19 protein-coding genes are annotated in these 20,395 nt (G+C 61.0%); 9 read left to right on the plus strand and 10 right to left on the minus strand.

All coding sequences use genetic code 11. From position 1 onward, the window contains the following. The first annotated feature begins 142 nt into the window (after positions 1-142). The 5 genes from HBN98_RS03635 (at position 143) to rlmF (ending at position 6,803) form a co-directional block, all read left to right on the plus strand. Positions 143-1,633 (plus strand): leucyl aminopeptidase, encoded by a 1,491-nt coding sequence (locus HBN98_RS03635; RefSeq protein ID WP_083366934.1) that lies wholly within the window; start codon positions 143-145, stop codon positions 1,631-1,633. 60 nt (positions 1,634-1,693) lie between these two features. Further along, the gene (locus HBN98_RS03640) at positions 1,694-2,122 is read left to right on the plus strand and encodes a DNA polymerase III subunit chi (protein WP_064586093.1); all 429 of its coding nucleotides are present in this window, start codon (positions 1,694-1,696) and stop codon (positions 2,120-2,122) included. A gap of 8 nt (positions 2,123-2,130) precedes the next feature. Continuing rightward, positions 2,131-2,514, plus strand: a complete 384-nt coding sequence (locus HBN98_RS03645; RefSeq protein ID WP_083366935.1) for a DNA polymerase III subunit chi — start codon at positions 2,131-2,133, stop codon at positions 2,512-2,514. A 194-nt stretch (positions 2,515-2,708) separates the two neighbouring features. Continuing rightward, positions 2,709-5,555, plus strand: coding sequence for a valine--tRNA ligase (locus HBN98_RS03650; RefSeq protein ID WP_083366936.1), 2,847 nt, complete (start codon positions 2,709-2,711; stop codon positions 5,553-5,555). 228 nt (positions 5,556-5,783) lie between these two features. Next, positions 5,784-6,803, plus strand: coding sequence for a 23S rRNA (adenine(1618)-N(6))-methyltransferase RlmF (gene rlmF, locus HBN98_RS03655; RefSeq protein ID WP_064586090.1), 1,020 nt, complete (start codon positions 5,784-5,786; stop codon positions 6,801-6,803). A gap of 195 nt (positions 6,804-6,998) precedes the next feature. On the opposite strand, the gene HBN98_RS03660 is transcribed toward rlmF, so the two are convergent. Next, positions 6,999-7,280: an HU family DNA-binding protein gene (locus HBN98_RS03660; protein ID WP_003221909.1), complete on the minus strand. Its 282-nt coding sequence runs from the start codon at positions 7,278-7,280 to the stop codon at positions 6,999-7,001. Between the two features lie 396 nt (positions 7,281-7,676). On the opposite strand from HBN98_RS03660, the gene yejK reads away from it, so the two are divergent. Together yejK and HBN98_RS03670 are read left to right on the plus strand one after the other, a co-directional pair. After that, complete coding sequence (gene yejK / locus HBN98_RS03665; protein WP_003221908.1) at positions 7,677-8,681, plus strand: nucleoid-associated protein YejK; 1,005 nt, start codon at positions 7,677-7,679, stop codon at positions 8,679-8,681. Further along, the gene (locus tag HBN98_RS03670; RefSeq protein ID WP_083366937.1) at positions 8,681-9,031 is read left to right on the plus strand and encodes a glutaredoxin family protein; all 351 of its coding nucleotides are present in this window, start codon (positions 8,681-8,683) and stop codon (positions 9,029-9,031) included. The genes yejK and HBN98_RS03670 overlap by 1 nt, the downstream gene beginning before the upstream one ends. A gap of 148 nt (positions 9,032-9,179) precedes the next feature. On the opposite strand, the gene HBN98_RS03675 is transcribed toward HBN98_RS03670, so the two are convergent. The 5 genes from HBN98_RS03675 to HBN98_RS03695 form a co-directional block, all read right to left on the minus strand. Then, positions 9,180-10,115 carry a glutathione S-transferase family protein gene (locus tag HBN98_RS03675; protein ID WP_083366938.1) on the minus strand — a complete coding sequence of 312 codons (936 nt, stop codon included), beginning with the start codon at positions 10,113-10,115 and terminating at the stop codon, positions 9,180-9,182. A gap of 84 nt (positions 10,116-10,199) precedes the next feature. Next, positions 10,200-10,502, minus strand: coding sequence for a GIY-YIG nuclease family protein (locus HBN98_RS03680; protein WP_083366939.1), 303 nt, complete (start codon positions 10,500-10,502; stop codon positions 10,200-10,202). Between the two features lie 39 nt (positions 10,503-10,541). Next, complete coding sequence (locus HBN98_RS03685; protein ID WP_003221901.1) at positions 10,542-11,012, minus strand: nuclear transport factor 2 family protein; 471 nt, start codon at positions 11,010-11,012, stop codon at positions 10,542-10,544. Between the two features lie 190 nt (positions 11,013-11,202). Then, positions 11,203-12,489 (minus strand): CynX/NimT family MFS transporter, encoded by a 1,287-nt coding sequence (locus HBN98_RS03690; RefSeq protein ID WP_064586085.1) that lies wholly within the window; start codon positions 12,487-12,489, stop codon positions 11,203-11,205. Next, positions 12,479-13,138, minus strand: a complete 660-nt coding sequence (locus HBN98_RS03695; protein WP_083366940.1) for a FadR/GntR family transcriptional regulator — start codon at positions 13,136-13,138, stop codon at positions 12,479-12,481. Before HBN98_RS03695 ends, HBN98_RS03690 begins: the two co-directional genes overlap by 11 nt. Before the next feature lie 267 nt (positions 13,139-13,405). Between HBN98_RS03695 and HBN98_RS03700 the strand changes: the two genes are divergently transcribed. Next, positions 13,406-15,031 (plus strand): S8 family peptidase, encoded by a 1,626-nt coding sequence (locus tag HBN98_RS03700; protein ID WP_083366941.1) that lies wholly within the window; start codon positions 13,406-13,408, stop codon positions 15,029-15,031. A gap of 70 nt (positions 15,032-15,101) precedes the next feature. Here HBN98_RS03700 and HBN98_RS03705 read toward each other — a convergent pair whose 3' ends face one another. The 4 genes from HBN98_RS03705 to HBN98_RS03720 form a co-directional block, all read right to left on the minus strand. Then, positions 15,102-15,866 (minus strand): amino acid ABC transporter ATP-binding protein, encoded by a 765-nt coding sequence (locus HBN98_RS03705; protein WP_003221897.1) that lies wholly within the window; start codon positions 15,864-15,866, stop codon positions 15,102-15,104. A gap of 13 nt (positions 15,867-15,879) precedes the next feature. Further along, positions 15,880-16,977 carry an amino acid ABC transporter permease gene (locus HBN98_RS03710; protein WP_083366942.1) on the minus strand — a complete coding sequence of 366 codons (1,098 nt, stop codon included), beginning with the start codon at positions 16,975-16,977 and terminating at the stop codon, positions 15,880-15,882. A gap of 10 nt (positions 16,978-16,987) precedes the next feature. Continuing rightward, complete coding sequence (locus HBN98_RS03715) at positions 16,988-18,169, minus strand: amino acid ABC transporter permease (protein WP_083366943.1); 1,182 nt, start codon at positions 18,167-18,169, stop codon at positions 16,988-16,990. A gap of 65 nt (positions 18,170-18,234) precedes the next feature. Continuing rightward, positions 18,235-19,266 (minus strand): amino acid ABC transporter substrate-binding protein, encoded by a 1,032-nt coding sequence (locus HBN98_RS03720; RefSeq protein WP_047292688.1) that lies wholly within the window; start codon positions 19,264-19,266, stop codon positions 18,235-18,237. Between the two features lie 468 nt (positions 19,267-19,734). Between HBN98_RS03720 and HBN98_RS03725 the strand changes: the two genes are divergently transcribed. Next, positions 19,735-20,391: an alpha/beta hydrolase gene (locus HBN98_RS03725; protein WP_083366944.1), complete on the plus strand. Its 657-nt coding sequence runs from the start codon at positions 19,735-19,737 to the stop codon at positions 20,389-20,391. The last annotated feature ends 4 nt before the right edge of the window (positions 20,392-20,395 follow it).

Genomic DNA, 20,395 nt, shown 5'->3' on the forward strand with positions numbered 1-20,395 from the left:
CGAGGGTTGTCAGGCGCAGGGAGCGAGGTTCAAACTGCGGCCTTTGTCGCGGGCACTGGCCTGCGTCTCTTCTATCTATAAGCAGGCGACTGCGGACACCGTCGAACGCCTGTGTGTTGACCATTCATTCAGGGATCCGGACATGGAACTGGTTGTAAAAAGCGTTAGCCCAGAAACGTTGAAAACCGCCACCCTGGTGGTTGCCGTCGGCGAAGGCCGCAAACTCGGCGTCGCCGCCAAACAGGTCGACGAGCTGAGCGGTGGCGCGATCAGCGCCGTGCTCAAGCGTGGCGATCTGGCCGGCAAGGTCGGTCAAAGCCTGCTGCTGCACAGCCTGCCGAACCTCAAGGCCGAGCGCGTGCTGCTGGTCGGCGTGGGCAAGGATGAAGAACTGGGCGACCGTCCGTTCCGCAAAATCGTTGCCGGCATCCTCAACACCCTGAAAGGCCTGGGCGGCAGCGACGCCGTGCTGGCGCTGGATGAAATCATCGTTAAAAACCGCGACAGCTACGGCAAGACCCGCCTGCTGGCCGAAACCCTGGTGGACGGCGAATACACCTTCGACCAGTTCAAGAGCCAGAAAGCCGAACCGCGCGCCCTGAAAAAAATCACCCTGCTGACCATCAAGGCCGCTCAGGCCGAAGTGCAGCGCGCCGTGAACCACGCTACGGCAATCGCCAACGGCATGGCCTTCACCCGCACCCTGGGCAACCTGCCGCCGAACATCTGCCACCCGACGTACCTCGGCGAACAGGCGAAGAACCTCGGCAAAGAGTTCAAGGATCTGAAAGTCGAAGTCCTCGACGAGAAGAAGATCAAATCCCTGGGCATGGGCTCGTTCTACGCCGTGGGCCAGGGCAGCGCCCAACCGCCACGCCTGATCGTCATGCAATACAACGGCGGCAAGAAGTCCGAGAAGCCTTACGCGCTGGTCGGCAAGGGCATCACCTTCGACACCGGCGGCATCAGCCTGAAACCGGGCGCCGGCATGGACGAGATGAAATACGACATGGGCGGCGCCGCCAGCGTGTTCGGTACTCTGCGTGCCGTGCTTGAGCTGAAGCTGCCGATCAACCTGGTGTGCATCCTCGCCTGCGCGGAAAACATGCCGAGCGGCACCGCTTCGCGTCCGGGCGACATCGTCACCACCATGAGCGGCCAGACCGTGGAAATCCTCAACACCGACGCCGAAGGCCGTCTGGTGCTGTGCGACGCCCTGACCTACTCCGAGCGCTTCAAGCCGCAAGCGGTGATCGACATCGCCACCCTGACCGGCGCCTGCGTCGTGGCACTGGGTGCACACACTTCCGGCCTGCTGGGCAACAATGACGAACTGATCGAGCAACTGCTCAGCGCCGGCAAGGCTGCTGACGACCGCGCCTGGCAACTGCCGCTGTTCGACGAATACCAGGAGCAACTGGACAGCCCGTTCGCCGACATCGCCAACATTGGCGGACCAAAGGCCGGCACCATCACCGCCGCGTGCTTCCTGTCGCGCTTCACCAAGAACCTGAACTGGGCGCACCTGGACATCGCGGGCACCGCATGGACCAGCGGCGGCAAGGACAAGGGCGCCACTGGCCGTCCGGTCCCACTGCTGACCCAATACCTGCTGGACCGCGCCAAAGCCTGAAACCGATGAACCTGAGCGGCGTCACTTTGCGGTGATGCCGTTCGAGGCTCAGGAACCGCAATGACCAAAGTCGACTTCTATATCCTGCCCAGCGCCGACCCTTCGGCCCGGCTGGACTTTGCCTGCAAGCTCACCGAGAAAGCCTGGCGCATGGGCCACCGCATCTACCTGCATTGCAGCGATGTTGCCCAGCGTGACGACCTCGATGCACGCCTGTGGGCGTTCAAGGGCGAAACCTTCGTGCCTCACGGCCCCGCCGACAGCGAACCGGACGGTTTGATCGTGCTGGGGGTGGGCGCTGACTGTGGCGCGCACCAGGATCTGCTGGTCAATCTCGACCTGAAAGTCCCGGCCTTCGCCAGCAAATTCGCCCGTGTGGCGGAAGTGGTGGTGGAAGATCCGACGATTCGCGCGGCGGCTCGGGAGAGTTTCCGTTTCTACCGCGAACAGGGCTATCCTCTGCAAGATCACCGTTTACAGCGACTCTGAGTACGCCGATGGACACTCCAAAACCGCTGCAAAAGCCCGCGCATCTGTTGGACGATCTCGAATCGATCCGCCAACTGCTCGGCGATGACAACCTGCAACCGCCCCTGCTGACCGACACGGTCGATGAGGGCGAACAGGAACAGATTCCGATGCTGTTCGAGGCCGTCGACGCCACGCCGCCCGCCATCGAACCGCCGGCCGCGCCGGCCCCCGCACCTGCTGCACCTGTGGATAAAGGCCCGGACTCCCTGCTGCACCTGGACCGCGAACTGCGCGCCGCCGCGCAATTGATCATGCAAGACGTGATCGACGACTTCGCGCCGCACATCGAAACCGAAATCAAACGCCGCCTTGAGGCGCGCATGGAACGGTTGCTCAGCCAGTACGAATAACGTCCCTTGTAGGAGCTGCCGAAGGCTGCGATCTTTTGATTTTGTTTTTTAAAAGCAACATCAAAAGATCGCAGCCTTCGGCAGCTCCTACAGAAAGCTTTCTCCAGCCGGTCCCGCCCCGCTCGCCCTCGGCCCCATGCCCCGCTATACTTCCCGGCTTTTCCTGAATAAATGCCAATAGGGTCCCGCCGCGCATGGATAAGACCTACCAGCCGCACGCCATTGAAACTTCCTGGTACAACACCTGGGAGTCCGAGAACTATTTCGCACCGCAAGGCGCGGGCGATTCCTACACCATCATGATCCCGCCGCCGAACGTCACCGGCAGCCTGCACATGGGTCACGGTTTCAACAACGCGATCATGGACGCCCTGATCCGTTTCCGCCGCATGCAGGGTCGCAACACCCTGTGGCAGCCGGGCACCGACCATGCCGGTATCGCCACGCAGATGCTGGTGGAGCGTCAGCTGGAAGCCACCGGCCAGAACCGCCACGACCTGGGCCGCGAGAAATTCCTCGAGAAAGTCTGGGAATGGAAGGATCAGTCCGGCGGCAACATCAGCCGGCAGATCCGCCGTCTCGGTTCGTCCGTGGACTGGAGCCGCGAGCGCTTCACCATGGACGACGGCCTCTCGGAAGCGGTTAAAGAAGCCTTCGTACGCCTTCACGAAGACGGTCTGATCTATCGCGGCAAGCGCCTGGTCAACTGGGACACCAAGCTGCACACGGCGATTTCCGACCTCGAAGTGGAAAACCACGACGAGAAAGGCTTCTTGTGGAACCTGAAATACCCGCTGGCCGACGGCGCGAAAACCGCTGAAGGCAACGATTTCCTGATCGTCGCGACCACCCGTCCGGAAACCATGCTCGGCGACTCCGCCGTGGCCGTTAACCCGAACGACGAGCGCTACAAAGCCCTGATCGGCAAGTTTGTCGAGCTGCCACTGGTTGGCCGCCGCATCCCGATCATCGCCGACGATTACTGCGACCCTGAATTCGGCACCGGCTGCGTGAAAATCACCCCGGCCCACGATTTCAACGACTACGAAGTCGGCAAGCGCCATAACCTGCCGCTGCTGAACATCTTCGACAAGAACGCCAACGTGCTGCCTGCGGCGCAGGTGTTCAACCTCGACGGCACGCTGAACGACAGCGTCGACGGCAAGATCCCGGCTGAATACGCAGGTCTCGAGCGCTTCGAAGCGCGCAAGCAGATCGTCGCTGCGTTCGACGCCGCCGGCCTGCTGGTCAGCGTCGACGATCACAACCTGAAAGTGCCGAAAGGCGACCGCTCCGGCACCGTCATCGAGCCGTGGCTGACCGACCAGTGGTACGTGTCGACCAAACCATTGGCTGAACCGGCGATTGCTGCCGTTGAAGACGGCCGTATCCAGTTCGTGCCCAAGCAGTACGAAAACATGTACTTCTCGTGGATGCGCGACATCCAGGACTGGTGCATCAGCCGTCAGCTTTGGTGGGGCCACCGGATTCCGGCCTGGTACGACGAGTCGGGCAAGGTCTACGTCGGTCGCGACGAAGCCGAAGTGCGTGCCAAGCACAACCTCGGTCCGGACGTTGCGCTGCAGCAGGACAACGACGTGCTCGACACCTGGTTCAGTTCGGGCCTGTGGACCTTCTCCACCCTGGGCTGGCCGGAAAAGACCGAATTCCTGAAGAAATTCCACTCCACCGACGTGCTGGTCACCGGTTTCGACATCATTTTCTTCTGGGTTGCCCGGATGATCATGCTGACGATGCACCTGATCAAGAACGAGGACGGCACCCCGCAGGTGCCGTTCAAGACCGTTTACGTGCACGGCCTGGTGCGTGATGGCCAGGGCCAGAAGATGTCCAAGTCCAAGGGCAACGTCCTTGACCCGCTGGACATCATCGACGGTATCGAGCTGGAAGAACTGGTGCAGAAGCGCACCTCCGGCATGATGCAGCCGAAACTGGCGAAGAAGATCGAGAAGCAGACCCGCGACGAGTTCGCCGACGGCATCGCCAGCTACGGCACCGACGCCCTGCGCTTCACTTTCTGCTCGCTGGCTTCCACCGGTCGCGACATCAAGTTCGACATGGGCCGCGTCGAAGGCTATCGCAACTTCTGCAACAAGATCTGGAACGCCGCGCGTTATGTTCTGGACAAGGGCGAAGACTGCGGCCAGAACGGCGAAGCCTACGAGCTGTCGCTGGCGGATCGCTGGATCATCTCGCAGCTGCAACGCACCGAAGCCGAAGTGACCCGCCAACTGGATCAATTCCGTTTCGACCTCGCCTCGCAAGCGCTGTACGAGTTCATCTGGAACCAGTACTGCGACTGGTACCTGGAACTGTCCAAGCCTGTGCTGTGGGACGAGAACGCGCCGGTTGAACGTCAGCGCGGCACCCGTCGCACGCTGGTTCGCGTACTGGAAGTGGCGCTGCGTCTGGCGCATCCGTTCATGCCGTTCATCACTGAAGAAATCTGGCAGCGCATCGCGCCGCTGGCCGGAATTCAGGGCAAGACGATCATGCTGCAACCTTGGCCGGTGGCCAACGAAGAGCGCATCGATCCGGCGGCCGAAGACGACATCGAATGGCTCAAGGGCCTGATGCTCGGCACACGCAACATCCGTGGCGAAATGAACATCGGCCCGGGCAAACCGCTGCCGATCTACCTGAAAAACGTCAGCGCTGAAGATCAGCGTCGCCTGACCGAGAACGAAGCGCTGCTGAAGAAGCTGGCGCGTCTGGAATCGATCACTGTGCTGGCGGCCGGCGAAGAAGCGCCACTGTCCGCAACCGCGCTGGTGGGCGAGATGGAAGTGCTGGTGCCAATGGCCGGTCTGATCGACAAGGGCGCCGAGCTGGCACGTCTGGACAAGGAAATCCTGCGTCTGCAGGGCGAAGTCCAGCGGGTGGGCGGCAAGCTGTCGAACGCCGGCTTCGTTGACAAGGCTCCGGCCGAAGTCATCGAGAAGGAACGCGCCAAACTGGCCGAGGCTGAACAGGCTTTGGGCAAGCTGGCCGAGCAGCACGCGCGGATTTCCAGCCTGTAAGGGCAAGCCGCAATGAAAAAGGGAGGCCCGCAACGGCCTCCCTTTTTTGTTCCTGCCACATTTCTCCCCTGTAGGAGCTGCCGCAGGCTGCGATCTTTTGATGTTGTTTTTAAAAATCAAAGTCAAAAGATCGCAGCCTGCGGCAGCTCCTACAGGGAATAGGGTTCACAGCGGCTGGATGTGGGACAATACCCGCCACTTTCAGCCATACCCGAATCGATCACACCCATGAACGCCCCCCGCACCCCCAAACCTGCGCGCAAGAAGCCTGATGTCGCGACCCCGGCCAAAGCCGTCGAGCCGCGTGAAAAGGCCAGCCTGCACCCGCGCAATCGCCACCAGGGTCGCTATGACTTCCCGGCGCTGATCAAGACCACGCCGGAACTGGCGAAGTTCGTGATCACCAACCCGTACGGCAAGGAAAGCATCGACTTCGCCAGCCCCGATGCGGTGCGCGTGTTCAACCGGGCGCTGCTCAAGTCGTTCTATGGCATCGAACATTGGGACATCCCGGCAGATTATCTGTGCCCACCGGTGCCGGGCCGTGCCGATTACGTGCACTTCCTCGCCGACCTGCTGGCGAGCATGAACGACGGCAAGGTCCCGCGTGGCGCGATCGTCAATGTGCTGGACATCGGCATGGGCGCCAACTGCGTCTACCCGCTGATCGGCAACAGCGAATACCGCTGGCACTTCCTCGGCTCGGAAATCGACCCGACGGCCGTGGCGGCGGCCAGGGCCATCGTCCAGTCCAACGACTTGAACAAGGTCATCAAGCTGCGCCAGCAGGAAAACCGCAAGCACATCCTGATTGGCTTGCTGGAGCCGGGTGAACGCTTTGACCTGACCATGTGCAACCCGCCGTTCCACGCTTCGATGGAAGAGGCGACCAAGGGCAGCGAGCGCAAATGGCGCGCACTGGGTAAAGCCGATCCGAAACGCAAACTGCCGGTGCTGAACTTCGGCGGTCAGTCGGCCGAGCTGTGGTGTGAGGGCGGCGAAGCCCGTTTCGTGACACAACTGATCGCCGAGAGCGCGAACTTCCAGCACAAGGTGCTGTGGTTCAGCACGCTGGTGTCGAAAGCCTCGAACCTGCCCGCCATCGAAACCGCGCTGAAGAAGGCCGGCGTGCTGGAAAGCCAGGTGGTGGAGATGTCGCAAGGGCAGAAGCAGAGCCGCTTCGTGGCGTGGACCTTCCAGACCAAGTCAGAACAGCAGATCTGGCGTCGCGAGCGCTGGACGCGCTAACGCCCGCACCGGCGAACCTGTAGGAGCTGCGGCACGCTGCGATCTTTTGATCTTGATCCTTGAGAACAAGATCAAAAGATCGCAGCCTCGTTTCACTCGACAGCTCCTACAGGGCGGCTCAACTCCTCGCCAAATCGCAGGCACAAAAAAACCGTGCCCGGATCGCTCCGGTGCACGGTTTTTTATCGCTGCGTCTTACTTGTTCACAGCGTCGGTCAGGCCTTTGGCCACAACCAGCTTGATCACTTTCTTGGCAGGGATTTCGATGGCAGCGCCAGTCGAAGGGTTACGGCCAGTGCGGGCAGGACGCTCGGTCACTTTCAGCTTGCCGATACCTGGCAAGGTGATTTCGCCGCCATTTTCCAGCTGATCAGCAACGATTTGGCCCAGTTGGTCCAGAGCGTTACGCGCGGTGGTTTTCGGCGCGTCGATAGCTTCAGCGATGTCAGCGATCAGTTGGTCTTTAGTAAGAGCCATGTAGTGTTCCTTCCCTATCAAATTCATATGGATTGCAGAGTGCAGTGTCAGCCATCGAGCCCGATCTTCTGGATCTGGCACCCTCGGCGATAACCACGACGAGTCGGGGTTATAGATGCCGAAATCAGGGTTTGGTTCGACCTGACAAATGCTGAATGCACGCTTAACGCAGTGACTTCGCGTAAGACCGGGCAAAACTAGCACAGAGACGGGGAAATATCCGCCTCTAGCTACCCATTTGGTCAGGTTTATTGCTCTAAATCGGTAAAAAACTGCATAAGCGCCGCCACCCGCCCCGGATTTGCCCTTCACCCCGCGCCAAAACCAGTGGTTGCGGTACACTGGGCGCTTTTTCGGGGGAGCCTGCCCTCCTCCCTTCCACCAGCCGAGAAGCCCATGCCGATCCGTCATTGCATCGTCCACCTGATCGACAAAAAACCCGACGGCACGCCCGCAGTTCTGCACGCCCGTGACTCCGAACTGGCTGAGTCCGCGGCCATCGAGAACATGCTCGCCGACCTCAACGAAAGCTATAACGCCAAACAGGGCAAAGCCTGGGGCCTGTTCCATCCGGAGTCCGGCGCGTTCCCGTTCAGCGGCTGGCTGAAGGAATACATGGACGGCGGCAAGGACTTCGCGGCGTTCAGCAAAGTCGCGGTGGAGCATCTGCAGAAGCTGATGGAAGAGTCGAACCTGTCAGTCGGCGGCCACGTGCTGTTCGCCCACTACCAGCAAGGCATGACCGACTACCTGGCGATCGCCCTGCTGCACCACAGCGAAGGCGTGGCGGTGACCGACGAGCTGGACGTGACCCCGTCGCGCCACCTCGACCTCGGCCAACTGCACCTGGCGGCGCGGATCAACGTGTCCGAGTGGCAGAACAACAAGCAGTCCAAGCAGTACATCTCGTTCATCAAAGGCAAGAACGGCAAGAAAGTCTCGGAATACTTCCGCGACTTCATCGGCTGCCAGGAAGGCGTCGACGGCCCGGGCGAGACCCGCACCCTGCTCAAGGCCTTCAGCGATTTCGTCGAAAGCGAAGACCTGCCGGAAGACTCGGCCCGCGAGAAAACCAAGACCCTGGTGGATTACGCCAGCAGCCAGGCCAAACTGGGCGAGCCGATGGGCCTGGAAGAGCTGTCGGAGCTGATCGACGAAGAGCGCCCGAAAGCCTTCTACGACCACATCCGCAACAAGGATTACGGCCTGTCGCCGGAGATTCCGGCGGACAAACGCACGCTCAACCAGTTCCGCCGCTTTACCGGCCGCGCCGAAGGCCTGTCGATCAGCTTTGAAGCGCATCTGCTGGGCTCGAAGATCGAGTACGACGAAGAAGCCGGCACCCTGATCATCAAGGGCCTGCCGACCTCGCTCACCGATCAGCTCAAGCGCCGCAACTGATGCTGGGTAATGTGCTGAAGAAGGTCGCGCTGGTTCTGCTGGTGGTGGTGATCTATCAGAACTGGGGCAAGATCGAGCGGGTATTCAATCCGTCGCAAATGGTCTCTGAGCAGACGCGGGCCCAGGCCCGTGTTGTGCTGTACGCCACCGACTGGTGCGGCTACTGCAAGCAGACCAAACGCTTTCTGGACAGCAAGGGGATTCCCTTCAAGGAATTCGACATCGAGAAGGATGCCGAGGCGCGCAAGGCGTATGAGGCACTGGGCGGGCGCGGGATTCCGTTGATCGACGTGAATGGCACATTGATTCGTGGATTCGACCCGGACGAAATTCTCGCTGCCCTGAAATAGCACACACACCTGTGGCGAGGGAGCTTGCTCCCGCTGGGCTGCGAAGCGGCCCCCGCTTTTCAGGGCGAGCGCGCGTTCGCATATTTTGCGACTGCTGCGCAGTCGAGCGGGAGCAAGCTCCCTCGCCACAGGATGTTGTGTGTAATCGTTACTTGGCTTCGATGCGGAAACCAAAGCGCGGGAAGTGCACATGCACCACACCGCCACGCGGATCTTCGCGGCGAATGATCAGCTCTTCGCGGCCGGCAAACAGCAGCTCGCCCACCACCGGATCAACCCCGTAATCCGTCGCGGCAATCGCCATCTGCTGGCCGGCCTTGAAGCCGTTCGGGTCAACGAACTGCTCATTCGGCAAGGCCGCCGGTGTCGCGTTACGCGCAACCTCCAACGCCTCTTCCGAGGTCATCTCGCTCGCCGCACCGTGGCCAAAGCCCAGCACACGCCCCAACCAGGCCGAAACAGCCGGATACTCATCCACCAGCGGTGCGGTCACGTGGGTGGCTTTGAGGAACCAAAGCGGATGCGCCAGCGCGAAGTCGGCAATCGACGGCTCACCAAACAGGAAGTCGCCCTGCTCACGCTGCAACTGTTGCTCCAGGCGCGCCATGATCGTTGGCCATTGATGCTTGGCCTGTTCGGCCGACAGCCGGGTGGCGCTGCCGCCACTGAACAGACCGGCACGGTCGGCAATGAACGCCTTGATCGCTTCCGGCGGCAATTTGCCGAAACGCACCGCCACCGACTCCGGCTGGAACACCAGGCTGACCGCATGCTGGAACACCACCGAATCGGCCCACGCCGCGAAGCTGGCGCTGGTCATTTCCTGACCTTCGGGGAAAAACGCCGGCAGGGCTTTTTCCTGCTCCAGACGACGGGCGATCAACGATGTGTCGCAGTAGATGTCGGCACCGATCTGCAGCACCGGGGTCTTGCGATAGCCGCCGGTCAGGGCCGTCAGATCCGGCTTCGGCATCACCGGCGAGATGTGCACCGAGCGCCAGGACAGGCCTTTGAAGCCCAGCAACAGGCGGGCCTTTTCGGCAAATGGAGAGGTCGGGTAATGATGCAGGATCAACTCGGACATGCTCGGCTCCGCCGCTCAATTAGTGAGCCGGCAGCTTAGCGTGCATTTGCTTAGCAGCCTACAGATCTGGCTGATGGGAACCAATCAGTCAGATTGATAAGACGCCACCAGGCATTCCTTGGCGCTCTTGCGCAGCTTTTTGATCAAGCGTTCCTGGCGCAAGGCATCGCTCTTGTCGCGGCAGCGCTCGGTGTAGACCAGTGCCATCGCCGGGCTGGACAGGAAGAAGCGTGCGCCTTTGCCGCTCTGATGCTTGGCGAAACGGCGCACCGGGTCGTCGCTGATCCCGCAATACAGCGAACCGTTGGCCGCGCGCACGAGGTAGACGAACCAGGACTTGCTCACCGGTTCGGCAACGTCGACAGAATTTTCGCTAAGGCTGGTCACTTCGGGATCAGGATGTGTAGGAAACAGGCCGCGATCTTATCAGCGACCGGCCTGAAATGCCTTCAGTCCCTTCAGCGCCTGCGCACGGACGGCGTTGCGCACCAGTGGCGTCCAGCCCAGCAGCAAGCCTTTGAAACCCAGGGCCTGACGCGACCAGCGCCACAGGTCGAAGTGGTCGTGGTGCTCGCAGATCTTGCCGTCACGGAACACGAATCGCGCCTGGATATCGTTGATCACCACGTTGCCGGTCTGGCTGAACAGATACGTCGCCACCCAGTGCGCGCCACCGCTGCGCTCGTCGGCGCGGACATTGTCGAAGGTCAGGGAGAAATCCTTGGCGCGGGTGGTCAGCATGCGCCACATGTCGCCGGCATCCCGCCCGCGCAACTCGCCGAACGCCGGATCGCTGAACACCACGTCGTCGGTGTAGCAGGCGGCCATGGCCTCGGCGTCGAGGCGCTGGAAGGCCTGGTAGAAGCGGGTGATCAGGGCGGCGTGGGCTTCGCTCATGGGCAAACTCCAGAAGATGGACAGATTGCCAGCACGATAAGCGGAAGACCGCAGAAACACTATCGGCATTCGCGCACCGAATACCCGCAGTACCCAAATCCTGTAGGAGCTGCGGCACGCTGCGATCTTTTGATCTTTAAGATTTTCAAGATCAACATCAAAAGATCGCAGCGTGCCGCAGCTCCAGGTATCAGATCTTTTCGCTTTGCACTTGCACGTACAACGCACGCCCGGCACCCAGCCCGGCGATGATCGCACCGGTGCCAATGATGCCGAAGATCCAGCCCACCGCATTCCAGCCGCCGGTCCAGTCATGCACCACGCCGACCGCGAACGGCCCCATTGACGCCAGCGTGTAGCCGAAGCCCTGAGACATGCTCGACAGATTCGCAGCGACGTGCGAGTCGCGCGAACGCAGCACGATCAGCGTCAGCGCCAGGCTGAACGTACCGCCCTGCCCCAGCCCCAGCAAAATCGCCCAGCCCCACAGCCCTTCGATCGGTGCATACAGGCAACCGAACAAACCACCGAGGGTCAGCGCCATGACCAGCACGATTGCCAGGCGTTGATCCTTGCCACGGGTCGCCAGCCATGGCGCCGCGAGGGAGCTGGCGAGCTGGATGATCACCGAGCCGGACAGCACCAGACCGGCCTGGGTCGGGGTCAGTCCGCGGCCGATCAGGATCGACGGCAACCAGCCAAACACGATGTACGCCAGCGACGATTGCAGGCCCATGTACAAGGTCACCTGCCAGGCCAGCGGATCACGCAGCAGCCCGCGCACCCGATAGGCCACGTTGTGCGCGCCGTGTTTTTGCCCGACTTGCGGCAGCCAGAACAGCGCCGCCACCAGCGCCGGGATCACCCAAAAACCCAGGCCCAGCGCCCAACTGTTGTCGAAGTGTTCGCTCAGCGGCACGGTAGAACCCGCCGCCATCGCCGCGCCCAGGCACAGGGCCATGGTGTAGACGCCGGTCATGGTCCCGGCATGTTTGGCGAAGTCGCGTTTGACGATGCCCGGCAGCAACACGCCGATAATGCCGATGCTCGCACCGCCCAGCACGCTGCCGGCGAACAGGCCGATCTCACCGAAGTTGCTGCGCAGGATGATCCCGCCGGCCAGGGTCAGCAGAATGCCGAGCACCACCCGTTCGGCACCGAAACGCCGCGCCAGAATCGGCGCCAGCGGTGCGAACAAGCCAAGGCATAACACCGGCAACGTGGTCAGCAGACCGGCCTGCGCGGCAGACAGGCCCAGGCTCTTCGACACTTCGCTGAGCAGTGGCGCCATGCTCGACAGCGCCGGGCGCAGGTTCAGCGCCACCAGAATCAGCCCCAGCAGCAACAGCCACGGCCGGCGCACCAGCGGATGGCTTTGCTGCACTTGCTCATCATCGGCCTCGGCGTCGATCAGCAGCTCTTCAAGTTCTGCCGTGCGCTTGGGGGTTGAGAAGTTTTTCTCGCTTTCAAGGTTCATTGATCAACTGCCTCGATATGGCTTTGGCCCGTTCCGGGTCGCGTTGTTCGACCGCATCGAGCAGCTCGATGTGCAAGTCGAACACTTCCTGACGGCGCGGGACGATGTTCAGCGTCTGGCGCAATTGCGCGCCGACGATGCTGGAAAAATAGCGATACAACTCGCTCAGGGTCGGGTTATGCGCGGCATCCACCAGACGGCGGTGGAACACCAGATCGCAGGCAATGTAGGTGTCGAGATCGCCGTGGTAGTGGCTGCCGCTGGTGCCAAGCGCTTCACGCAAGGCGATCAGATCCTCATCGGTGCGGCGCAACGCCGCCAAGCCGATGGCCTCGACTTCCAGAATGTGCCGGGTCTCGCGCGCCTGTTCCAATGAACAGCGGGACAGCGCCTTGAGCGTGTCCATCGGGTCGACCACCGCGCGCAAATAACTGCCGTCGCCCTGGCGGATTTCGATCAACCCGGAAAACGCCAGCACGCGCATGGCCTCGCGCACGGTGTTGCGGCTGATGCCCAGTTCGGCGCTCAGTTCCGGCTCGGTCGGCAGGCGCTCGCCCACCTTCCAGGCACCGCTGTTGATGCGCTGCCGCAACTGATCCAGGGCCTGATCGACAAGAGAACGTTTAATGAGTGGAGAAATGTCTGACATGGATTCGCCCTTTCATCCAATCATAGGATGAATTTTCTGACATGGTAGTCAGGATGGCATCCGTAGGCAACCTTTGGGTGCGCCGCGACCGAGCAGCGACCGACCTACACCTCAAGTAGCCAAATCCCCCTTCAAGCAAAGTGCTTTCCCACAGAACCGGAAAGAATGCTCCTACATACCCCGGCCCCTCGGGGTTTCAGACTTCGGGCATTGAACGGCGAGCGCCCTTTTGCTCGCCCTTTTTCATCCAAAGGGATTTGAAACACCATGGTAGAAGTCCAATTCGGCAAGCAGCACGGGCGCCCTTTCATATTGGAGAAGAACCGCCAATGGCTGGCTGTGCGCAGCCACGCGGGAAAACAACTGGCGCACGCGCTGTGCTGCGAATCTGCCGACACGGCGCTGGAAGGCTGCGAGCTGTTGCTGCATGTCGAAGATGCGGATGTGCAAGTCTTCAAACTGCCTGAGCATTCGGACCCGGCGCAGCGCAAGGCGCTGTTACGAGCGCTGCCGGATGTTCGCTTCGCTGGCAGCGTGCTGATGGACCCTGTCACGCAGGAGCCCGTGCTTTACACCGAAAACATCTTTCTGAAGTTCATCGACTCGCTGAAACCCACTCAGTGCATGGCAACACTCGACGAGCTGGGTCTGATGATCAAACAAGAAGTGGCTTACGCAAAAAATGCCTTTTTCGTCTACCACCCGGGCACCCGGGGCACCGATGTTTGCCCACTCACTTGTGAATGGCTCAAGCGCGACGACATTGAATACTGCCATCCGGAAATGTTGCGCCAAGGTGAGCGCCGGGCAATTCACGCCAATCAATGGCACCTGAAAAAAACCACCGTGACCTATCAGGTCGACATCGACGCCAGCGCCAATGTCGAGGCCGCCCATGCGCTCACGCAGGGCGCAGGTGTCGTCATAGCGGTCATTGATGATGCCTTTGATATCGACCATCCCGAGTTCGCCGGGGAAGGCAAAGTCGTCGGCGCGCAGAATTTTGACCGACGCAACGCCAAACAGGGTCCGCGGCCGAAAAATGCCATGGAGCGTCATGGCACTGCCGCTGCCGGGGTGGCTTGTGCCAATGGCGCGTCCGGCGCCAGTGGCGTCGCCCCCAAGGCCAGTCTGATGCCGCTGAAACTCACGCGCCCCTTGGGTGCACGCGCCGAGGCCGACGCCTTCTTCTGGGCTGCCGAGCAGGGGGCCGACATCATTTCCTGCAGCTGGGGACCGGCTGAAGGGCATTGGGCCGACCCGACGGATCCGCGTCACACCCAGATATTTCCGTTGGCGGCGAGCACTCGGCTGGCCATCGAATATGCGGCCACCCAGGGCCGTAATGGCAAAGGCTGCGTGATTTTCTTCGGTGCCGGCAACGGTAACGAAAGCGCTGATAATGACGGCTATTCCAGCCACCCGCAGGTGATCGCCGTAGGTGCCTGCAATGACCAGAGCCGGCGCAGTGCCTACAGCGATTATGGCAAGGCGCTCTGGTGCTGCTTTCCCAGCGGCGATCAGCAACACCCTGATCCAAAGTTCAAACCCTCCACCTCGATCCCGCAGACCCGCGGCATCCGCACCACAGATTTGAGTGGACGCTTCGCCACGCAAACGCTGCCGGCCTACACCGACGCCTTCAGCGGCACCTCCAGCGCCTGCCCTGGCGCCGCGGGCATCGCGGCATTGGTGCTGAGCGTCAACCCCGGCCTCGATCGCCTGGCGGTGCGGCAGATACTTGCCGACTGCTGCGACAAGATCGGCCACCCCGACGACGGGCCGCTCGGTCAATACGATGCAAACGGCCACAGTCATTACTACGGGCACGGCCGCCTCAACGCATTGCGCGCCGTGCAACTGGCCCTTGAGCGCCAAGCCGGCGCAGATTGATTCCGCACAATGAAAAAAGCCCCGCCGGGCATCCGGCAGGGCTTTTCTGTTTGACGCGGTGATCAAGCCATCAATGCAAGATCTGACTCAAGAACAACTTGGTCCGATCATTCTGCGGATTGTCGAAGAAGTCATTCGGTGCCGCCTGTTCAACGATCTCGCCTTTGTCCATGAAGATCACGCGGTTGGCCACGGTGCGGGCGAAGCCCATTTCGTGGGTCACGCAGAGCATGGTCATGCCGTCTTCGGCGAGGCCGATCATGGTATCCAGCACCTCTTTGACCATCTCCGGGTCGAGTGCCGACGTCGGTTCGTCGAACAACATGATTTTCGGTTTCATGCACAGCGCGCGGGCGATCGCCACACGCTGTTGCTGGCCGCCAGACAGTTGCCCCGGGAATTTATGCGCCTGCTCCGGAATGCGTACGCGCTCCAGATAATGCATGGCGATTTCCTCGGCCTTGCGCTTGGGCATCTTGCGCACCCACATCGGCGCCAGCGTGCAGTTCTGCAGGATGGTCAGGTGCGGGAACAGGTTGAAGTGCTGGAACACCATGCCGACTTCGCGGCGGATCGCCTCGATCTGCTTGAGGTCGTTGGTCAGTTCCACGCCGTCGACCACGATGCGGCCCTGCTGGTGTTCTTCCAGGCGATTGAGGCAACGGATGGTGGTCGACTTGCCGGAACCCGACGGGCCGCACAGCACGATACGCTCGCCCTGTTTGACGTTGAGGTTGATGTCTTTCAGCACGTGGAACTGGCCGTACCACTTGTTCACGCCCTGCATCTGGATAATGCCTTCAGGGCCCACAGGCTTTTTGATTGCTTCGCTCATTTACAGAGAACTCCTAACGCTTGTGGCCAGTGTCGAGCTTGCGTTCCAGATGCATGGAATAGCGCGACATACCAAAACAGAAAATCCAGAACACCAGGGCGGCGAACACGTAGCCTTCGGTGGCCATGCCCAGCCATTTCGGATCGGCAGCGGCTTGCTTGACGCTGTTGAGCAGGTCGAACAGGCCGATGATGATCACGAGGCTAGTGTCCTTGAACAGCGCAATGAAGGTGTTGACGATGCCCGGGATCACCAGCTTCAGGGCTTGCGGCAAGATCACCAGGCCCATGGCGCGCCAGTAACCGAGGCCCATCGCGGCCGCGGCTTCGTACTGACCTTTGGGGATCGCTTGCAGACCGCCACGCACCACTTCGGCGACGTAGGCCGACTGGAACAGGATCACCCCTATCAGCGCCCGCAGCAGCTTGTCGAAGTTCATGCCTTCGGGCAGGAACAAGGGCAGCATCACCGACGACATGAACAGCACGGTAATCAGCGGCACGCCTCGCCAGAACTCGATGAACGTCACGCAGACCACGCGAATCGCCGGCATGTTCGAGCGCCGGCCCAACGCGAGGATGATCCCCAGCGGCAAGGCGCCGGCGATACCGACCGTGGCGATGACCAGCGTCAGCATCAGCCCGCCCCACTGGCTGGTCGCCACGCTGTCGAGGCCGAAGACGCCGCCATGCAGCAGGCACCACGCGACGACTGGGTAGACCACCAGGAAGCTCAGGCCGTACACCGCTTTACGCGGGAAGCGCGAGATGAACAGTGGCGCCACGCCGAGGACGGCCAGCCACACGGTCAGGTCGACGCGCCAGCGCAGTTCCACCGGGTAGTAGCCGTACATGAACTGACCGAAACGCTGCTGGATGAACACCCAGCAGGCGCCGTCCTTGGTGCAGTCGGCGCGGGTGGTGCCGACCCAGTTGGCATCGAGAATCGCCCAGCTGAGGATCGGTGGGACCACCAGGTAAATCAGATAGAACGCAAACAGAGTCAGCAGGGTGTTGAGCCAGCTGGAGAACATGTTGGCGCGTATCCATGCCATCGGGCCGAACACCTTGGCCGGCGGTGGCATGTCGGGTTTGAAAGTATGGGTTGTCATGCGCGTTTCCTCACCGCTCGATCAGCGCAATGCGCTTGTTGTACCAGTTCATCAGCAGGGAAATGCTGATACTGATCGCCAGGTACACGCTCATGGTGATGGCAATGACTTCGATGGCCTGGCCGGTCTGGTTGAGCACGGTGCCGGCGAACAGCGAAACCATTTCCGGGTAACCGATACCGGCGGCCAGCGAGGAGTTTTTCGCCAGGTTCAGGTATTGGCTGGTCAACGGCGGAATGATCACCCGCAGTGCTTGCGGAATGATCACCTTGCGCAGGGTCGGGCCGTTGCGCAGGCCGAGCGAGCGAGCCGCTTCGGTCTGGCCGTGGCTGACCGACTTGATCCCCGAACGCACGATTTCCGCGATGAACGCGGCGGTGTACACGGTCAGCGCCAAGGTCAATGCCAGCAGTTCCGGGATCAATACCCAGCCGCCGACGAAGTTGAAGCCCTTGAGCTGCGGCATTTCCCAGTGCAGCGGTGCGCCGAAGATCAGCGCGCACAAGGTCGGGATCACCAGCAGAATCGCCAGGCCGGTCCAGAACTTGTGGAACGGTACGCCGGTGTCTTCGAAACGTTTGTTGGCCCAGCGGCACATCAGCACGATGGCGACAATCGCCAATACCACACTGATCACAAACGCCCAGAAGCCGTCAGCCATTTGCGCGGCCGGCATGTTCAGGCCACGGCTGCTGACGAAGAAGGTGTCGCCGAAGTTGTGGCTGTTGCGCGGTCCCGGCATGGTCAGGAACACCGCGAAGTACCAGAACAGGATCTGCAGCAGCGGCGGAATGTTGCGGAACACTTCCACATACACGGTCGCCAGTTTGCTGATGATCCAGTTCGGCGACAGCCGCGCCACGCCGATGATGAAGCCCAGCAGGGTCGCCAGGATCACGCCGATGAAGGTCACCAATAGCGTGTTGAGCAAGCCGATCACGAACACCCGGGCGTAACTGTCCGCTTCGGTGTAGGAGATCAGGTGCTGAGCGATGCCGAATCCGGCACTGCGCTCCAGAAAGCTGAAACCGGAGGTGATGCCCCGGTGCTGCAGGTTGGTCTGGGTGTTATCGAACAGATACCAGCCCATGGCGACCACCGCCACAACGGTGATGATCTGAAACAGCCACGCACGCACTCGCGGATCGCTGAGGCTGAGCCTCTGCTTTGGTGCGCCGATTGAATTTTGCATGAAGTGCCCCGGAAGAAATGGAACAGAACATCACCCGGCGGTTGGCCCGCCGGGTGATAGAACCATTAGCGCACTGGTGGTGCGTACTGAATGCCGCCGTTGGTCCACAGCGCGTTCAGGCCACGGTCGATTTCCAGCGGAGTGCTCTTGCCGAGGTTTTTCTCGAAGATTTCACCGTAGTTACCGACCTGCGAAACGATTTTCACAACCCAGTCCTTCGGCAGTTTCAGGTCCTTGCCATATTCACCGTCAGCACCCAGCAGACGGGCAACGTCAGGGTTCTTGGTGGATTTGGCTTCTTCCAGCACGTTTTTCGACGTCACGCCGGCTTCTTCTGCGTTGAGCAGCGCGTAGCCAACCCAGCGAACGATCGCCAGCCACTCGTCGTCGCCGTTACGCACGACCGGGCCCAGCGGTTCCTTGGAGATGGTTTCCGGCAGCACCACGTAGTCTTTTGGCGAGGCCAGTTTGCTGCGCTGTGCGTACAGCTGCGACTTGTCGGAGGTCAGCACGTCGCAACGACCGGATTCCAGCGACTTGGCGCTTTCATCGGAGGTGTCGAACGTGATCGGGGTGTACTTCAGACCGTTGGCGCGGAAGTAGTCGGAGACGTTCAGCTCGGTGGTGGTACCGGCCTGGATGCAGATGGTTGCACCGTCCAGTTCCTTGGCACTTTTCACGCCCAGCTTGTTGTTGGCCAGGAAGCCCACGCCGTCGTAGTAGGTGATGAAGCCCGGGAATTTCAGACCCATGCCGGCGTCACGCGAGCTGGTCATGGTGGTGTTGCGCGAGAGCAGGTCGATTTCGCCGGACTGCAGCGCAGTGAAGCGCTCCTTGGCGTTCAACTGGCTGAACTTGACCTTGTTGGCGTCGCCGAATACGGCAGCGGCCACAGCGCGGCAGACGTCAGCGTCGATCCCGAGGATCTTGCCCGAAGCGTCCGGTACCGAGAAGCCCGGCAGACCGTCGCTCACGCCACACTGCACGAAACCTTTCTTCTGCACGGCATCCAGGGTTGCACCCGCCTGAGCGAACCCGCTGACGCCGAGTACTGCTGCAGCAGTCACGACCGCCAGAGTGGATTTCAACATCTTCATTCAAACCTCCAGTTTTGCTCTTGTTGTGTCGGAGCTTGAGTCCAGTCGCACCCTTTTGAGGCGTTGTTGACCCGTGTTGGCTTTTTTTGGGGTCAACCGACGTAAGACCTTCGCTATGAGTCTAGTAGGAGAAAATCCACATCATGGACAACTCACTTCTCACCAATCGGCCGAACGGGCTGTAGCCCTTTCACGTTCGCTTTGCCCGTAGCGGCCATTGGCGAACATCCATCACCGGATTCTTTGCAATCCCGTCGCAAGACGTACACTGATAGTGTTACCGCCAGACGTGGGATGCTTCGTACAGAATCCTTCATAGCAAAGCCCGTACCACACCGCTTGCTGAAGCGATTGCGCGACAGGTCAATAGCAAAACTTGTAGCCTTGCGACATCTTCTTAACGGATCGACCGGGCGCGCACCTCAATCACGCACTTATTGAGAGCGCCCGCACATTTTTGGAGCAGCCATGACCGAGCCCCTGATTCTTGAACCCGTAAAGCCCGCAGACGCCTGCGTGATCTGGCTGCACGGCCTCGGCGCGGACCGCTATGACTTCCTGCCGGTGGCCGAAGCGCTGCAGGAAAGCCTGCTGAGCACGCGCTTCGTGCTGCCTCAGGCACCGACCCTGCCCGTCACCATCAATGGCGGTTATGCGATGCCGAGCTGGTACGACATAAAGGCCATGAGCCCGGCGCGGGCGATTGACCGTGAGCAACTGGAAGAATCGTCAGCGCGCATCGCCAAACTGATCGATGTACAGCGAGCGGCCGGAATAGACGCCTCGCGGATTTTCCTCGCGGGGTTTTCCCAGGGTGGCGCCGTGGTCCTGCACACCGCTTATATAAAGTGGCAAGGTCCATTGGGTGGCGTACTTGCCCTGTCCACCTATGCCCCGACCTTCAGCGACGAAATGGAGCTTTGCGCCAGCCAGCAACGAATTCCGGCACTGTGCCTGCATGGCCAGTTCGATGGGGTGGTGCAAAACTCGATGGGGCGCAGTGCCTATGAGCATTTGGTGAAGCATGGTGTCACCGTGACATGGCAGGAATACCCAATGGAGCACGAAGTGTTACCCGAAGAAATTCGTGACATCGGCGTCTGGCTGGCTGAACGCCTGCGTTGATCGT

It is taken from the genome of Pseudomonas koreensis (assembly GCF_012986595.1).
Taxonomy (GTDB): domain Bacteria; phylum Pseudomonadota; class Gammaproteobacteria; order Pseudomonadales; family Pseudomonadaceae; genus Aquipseudomonas; species Aquipseudomonas koreensis.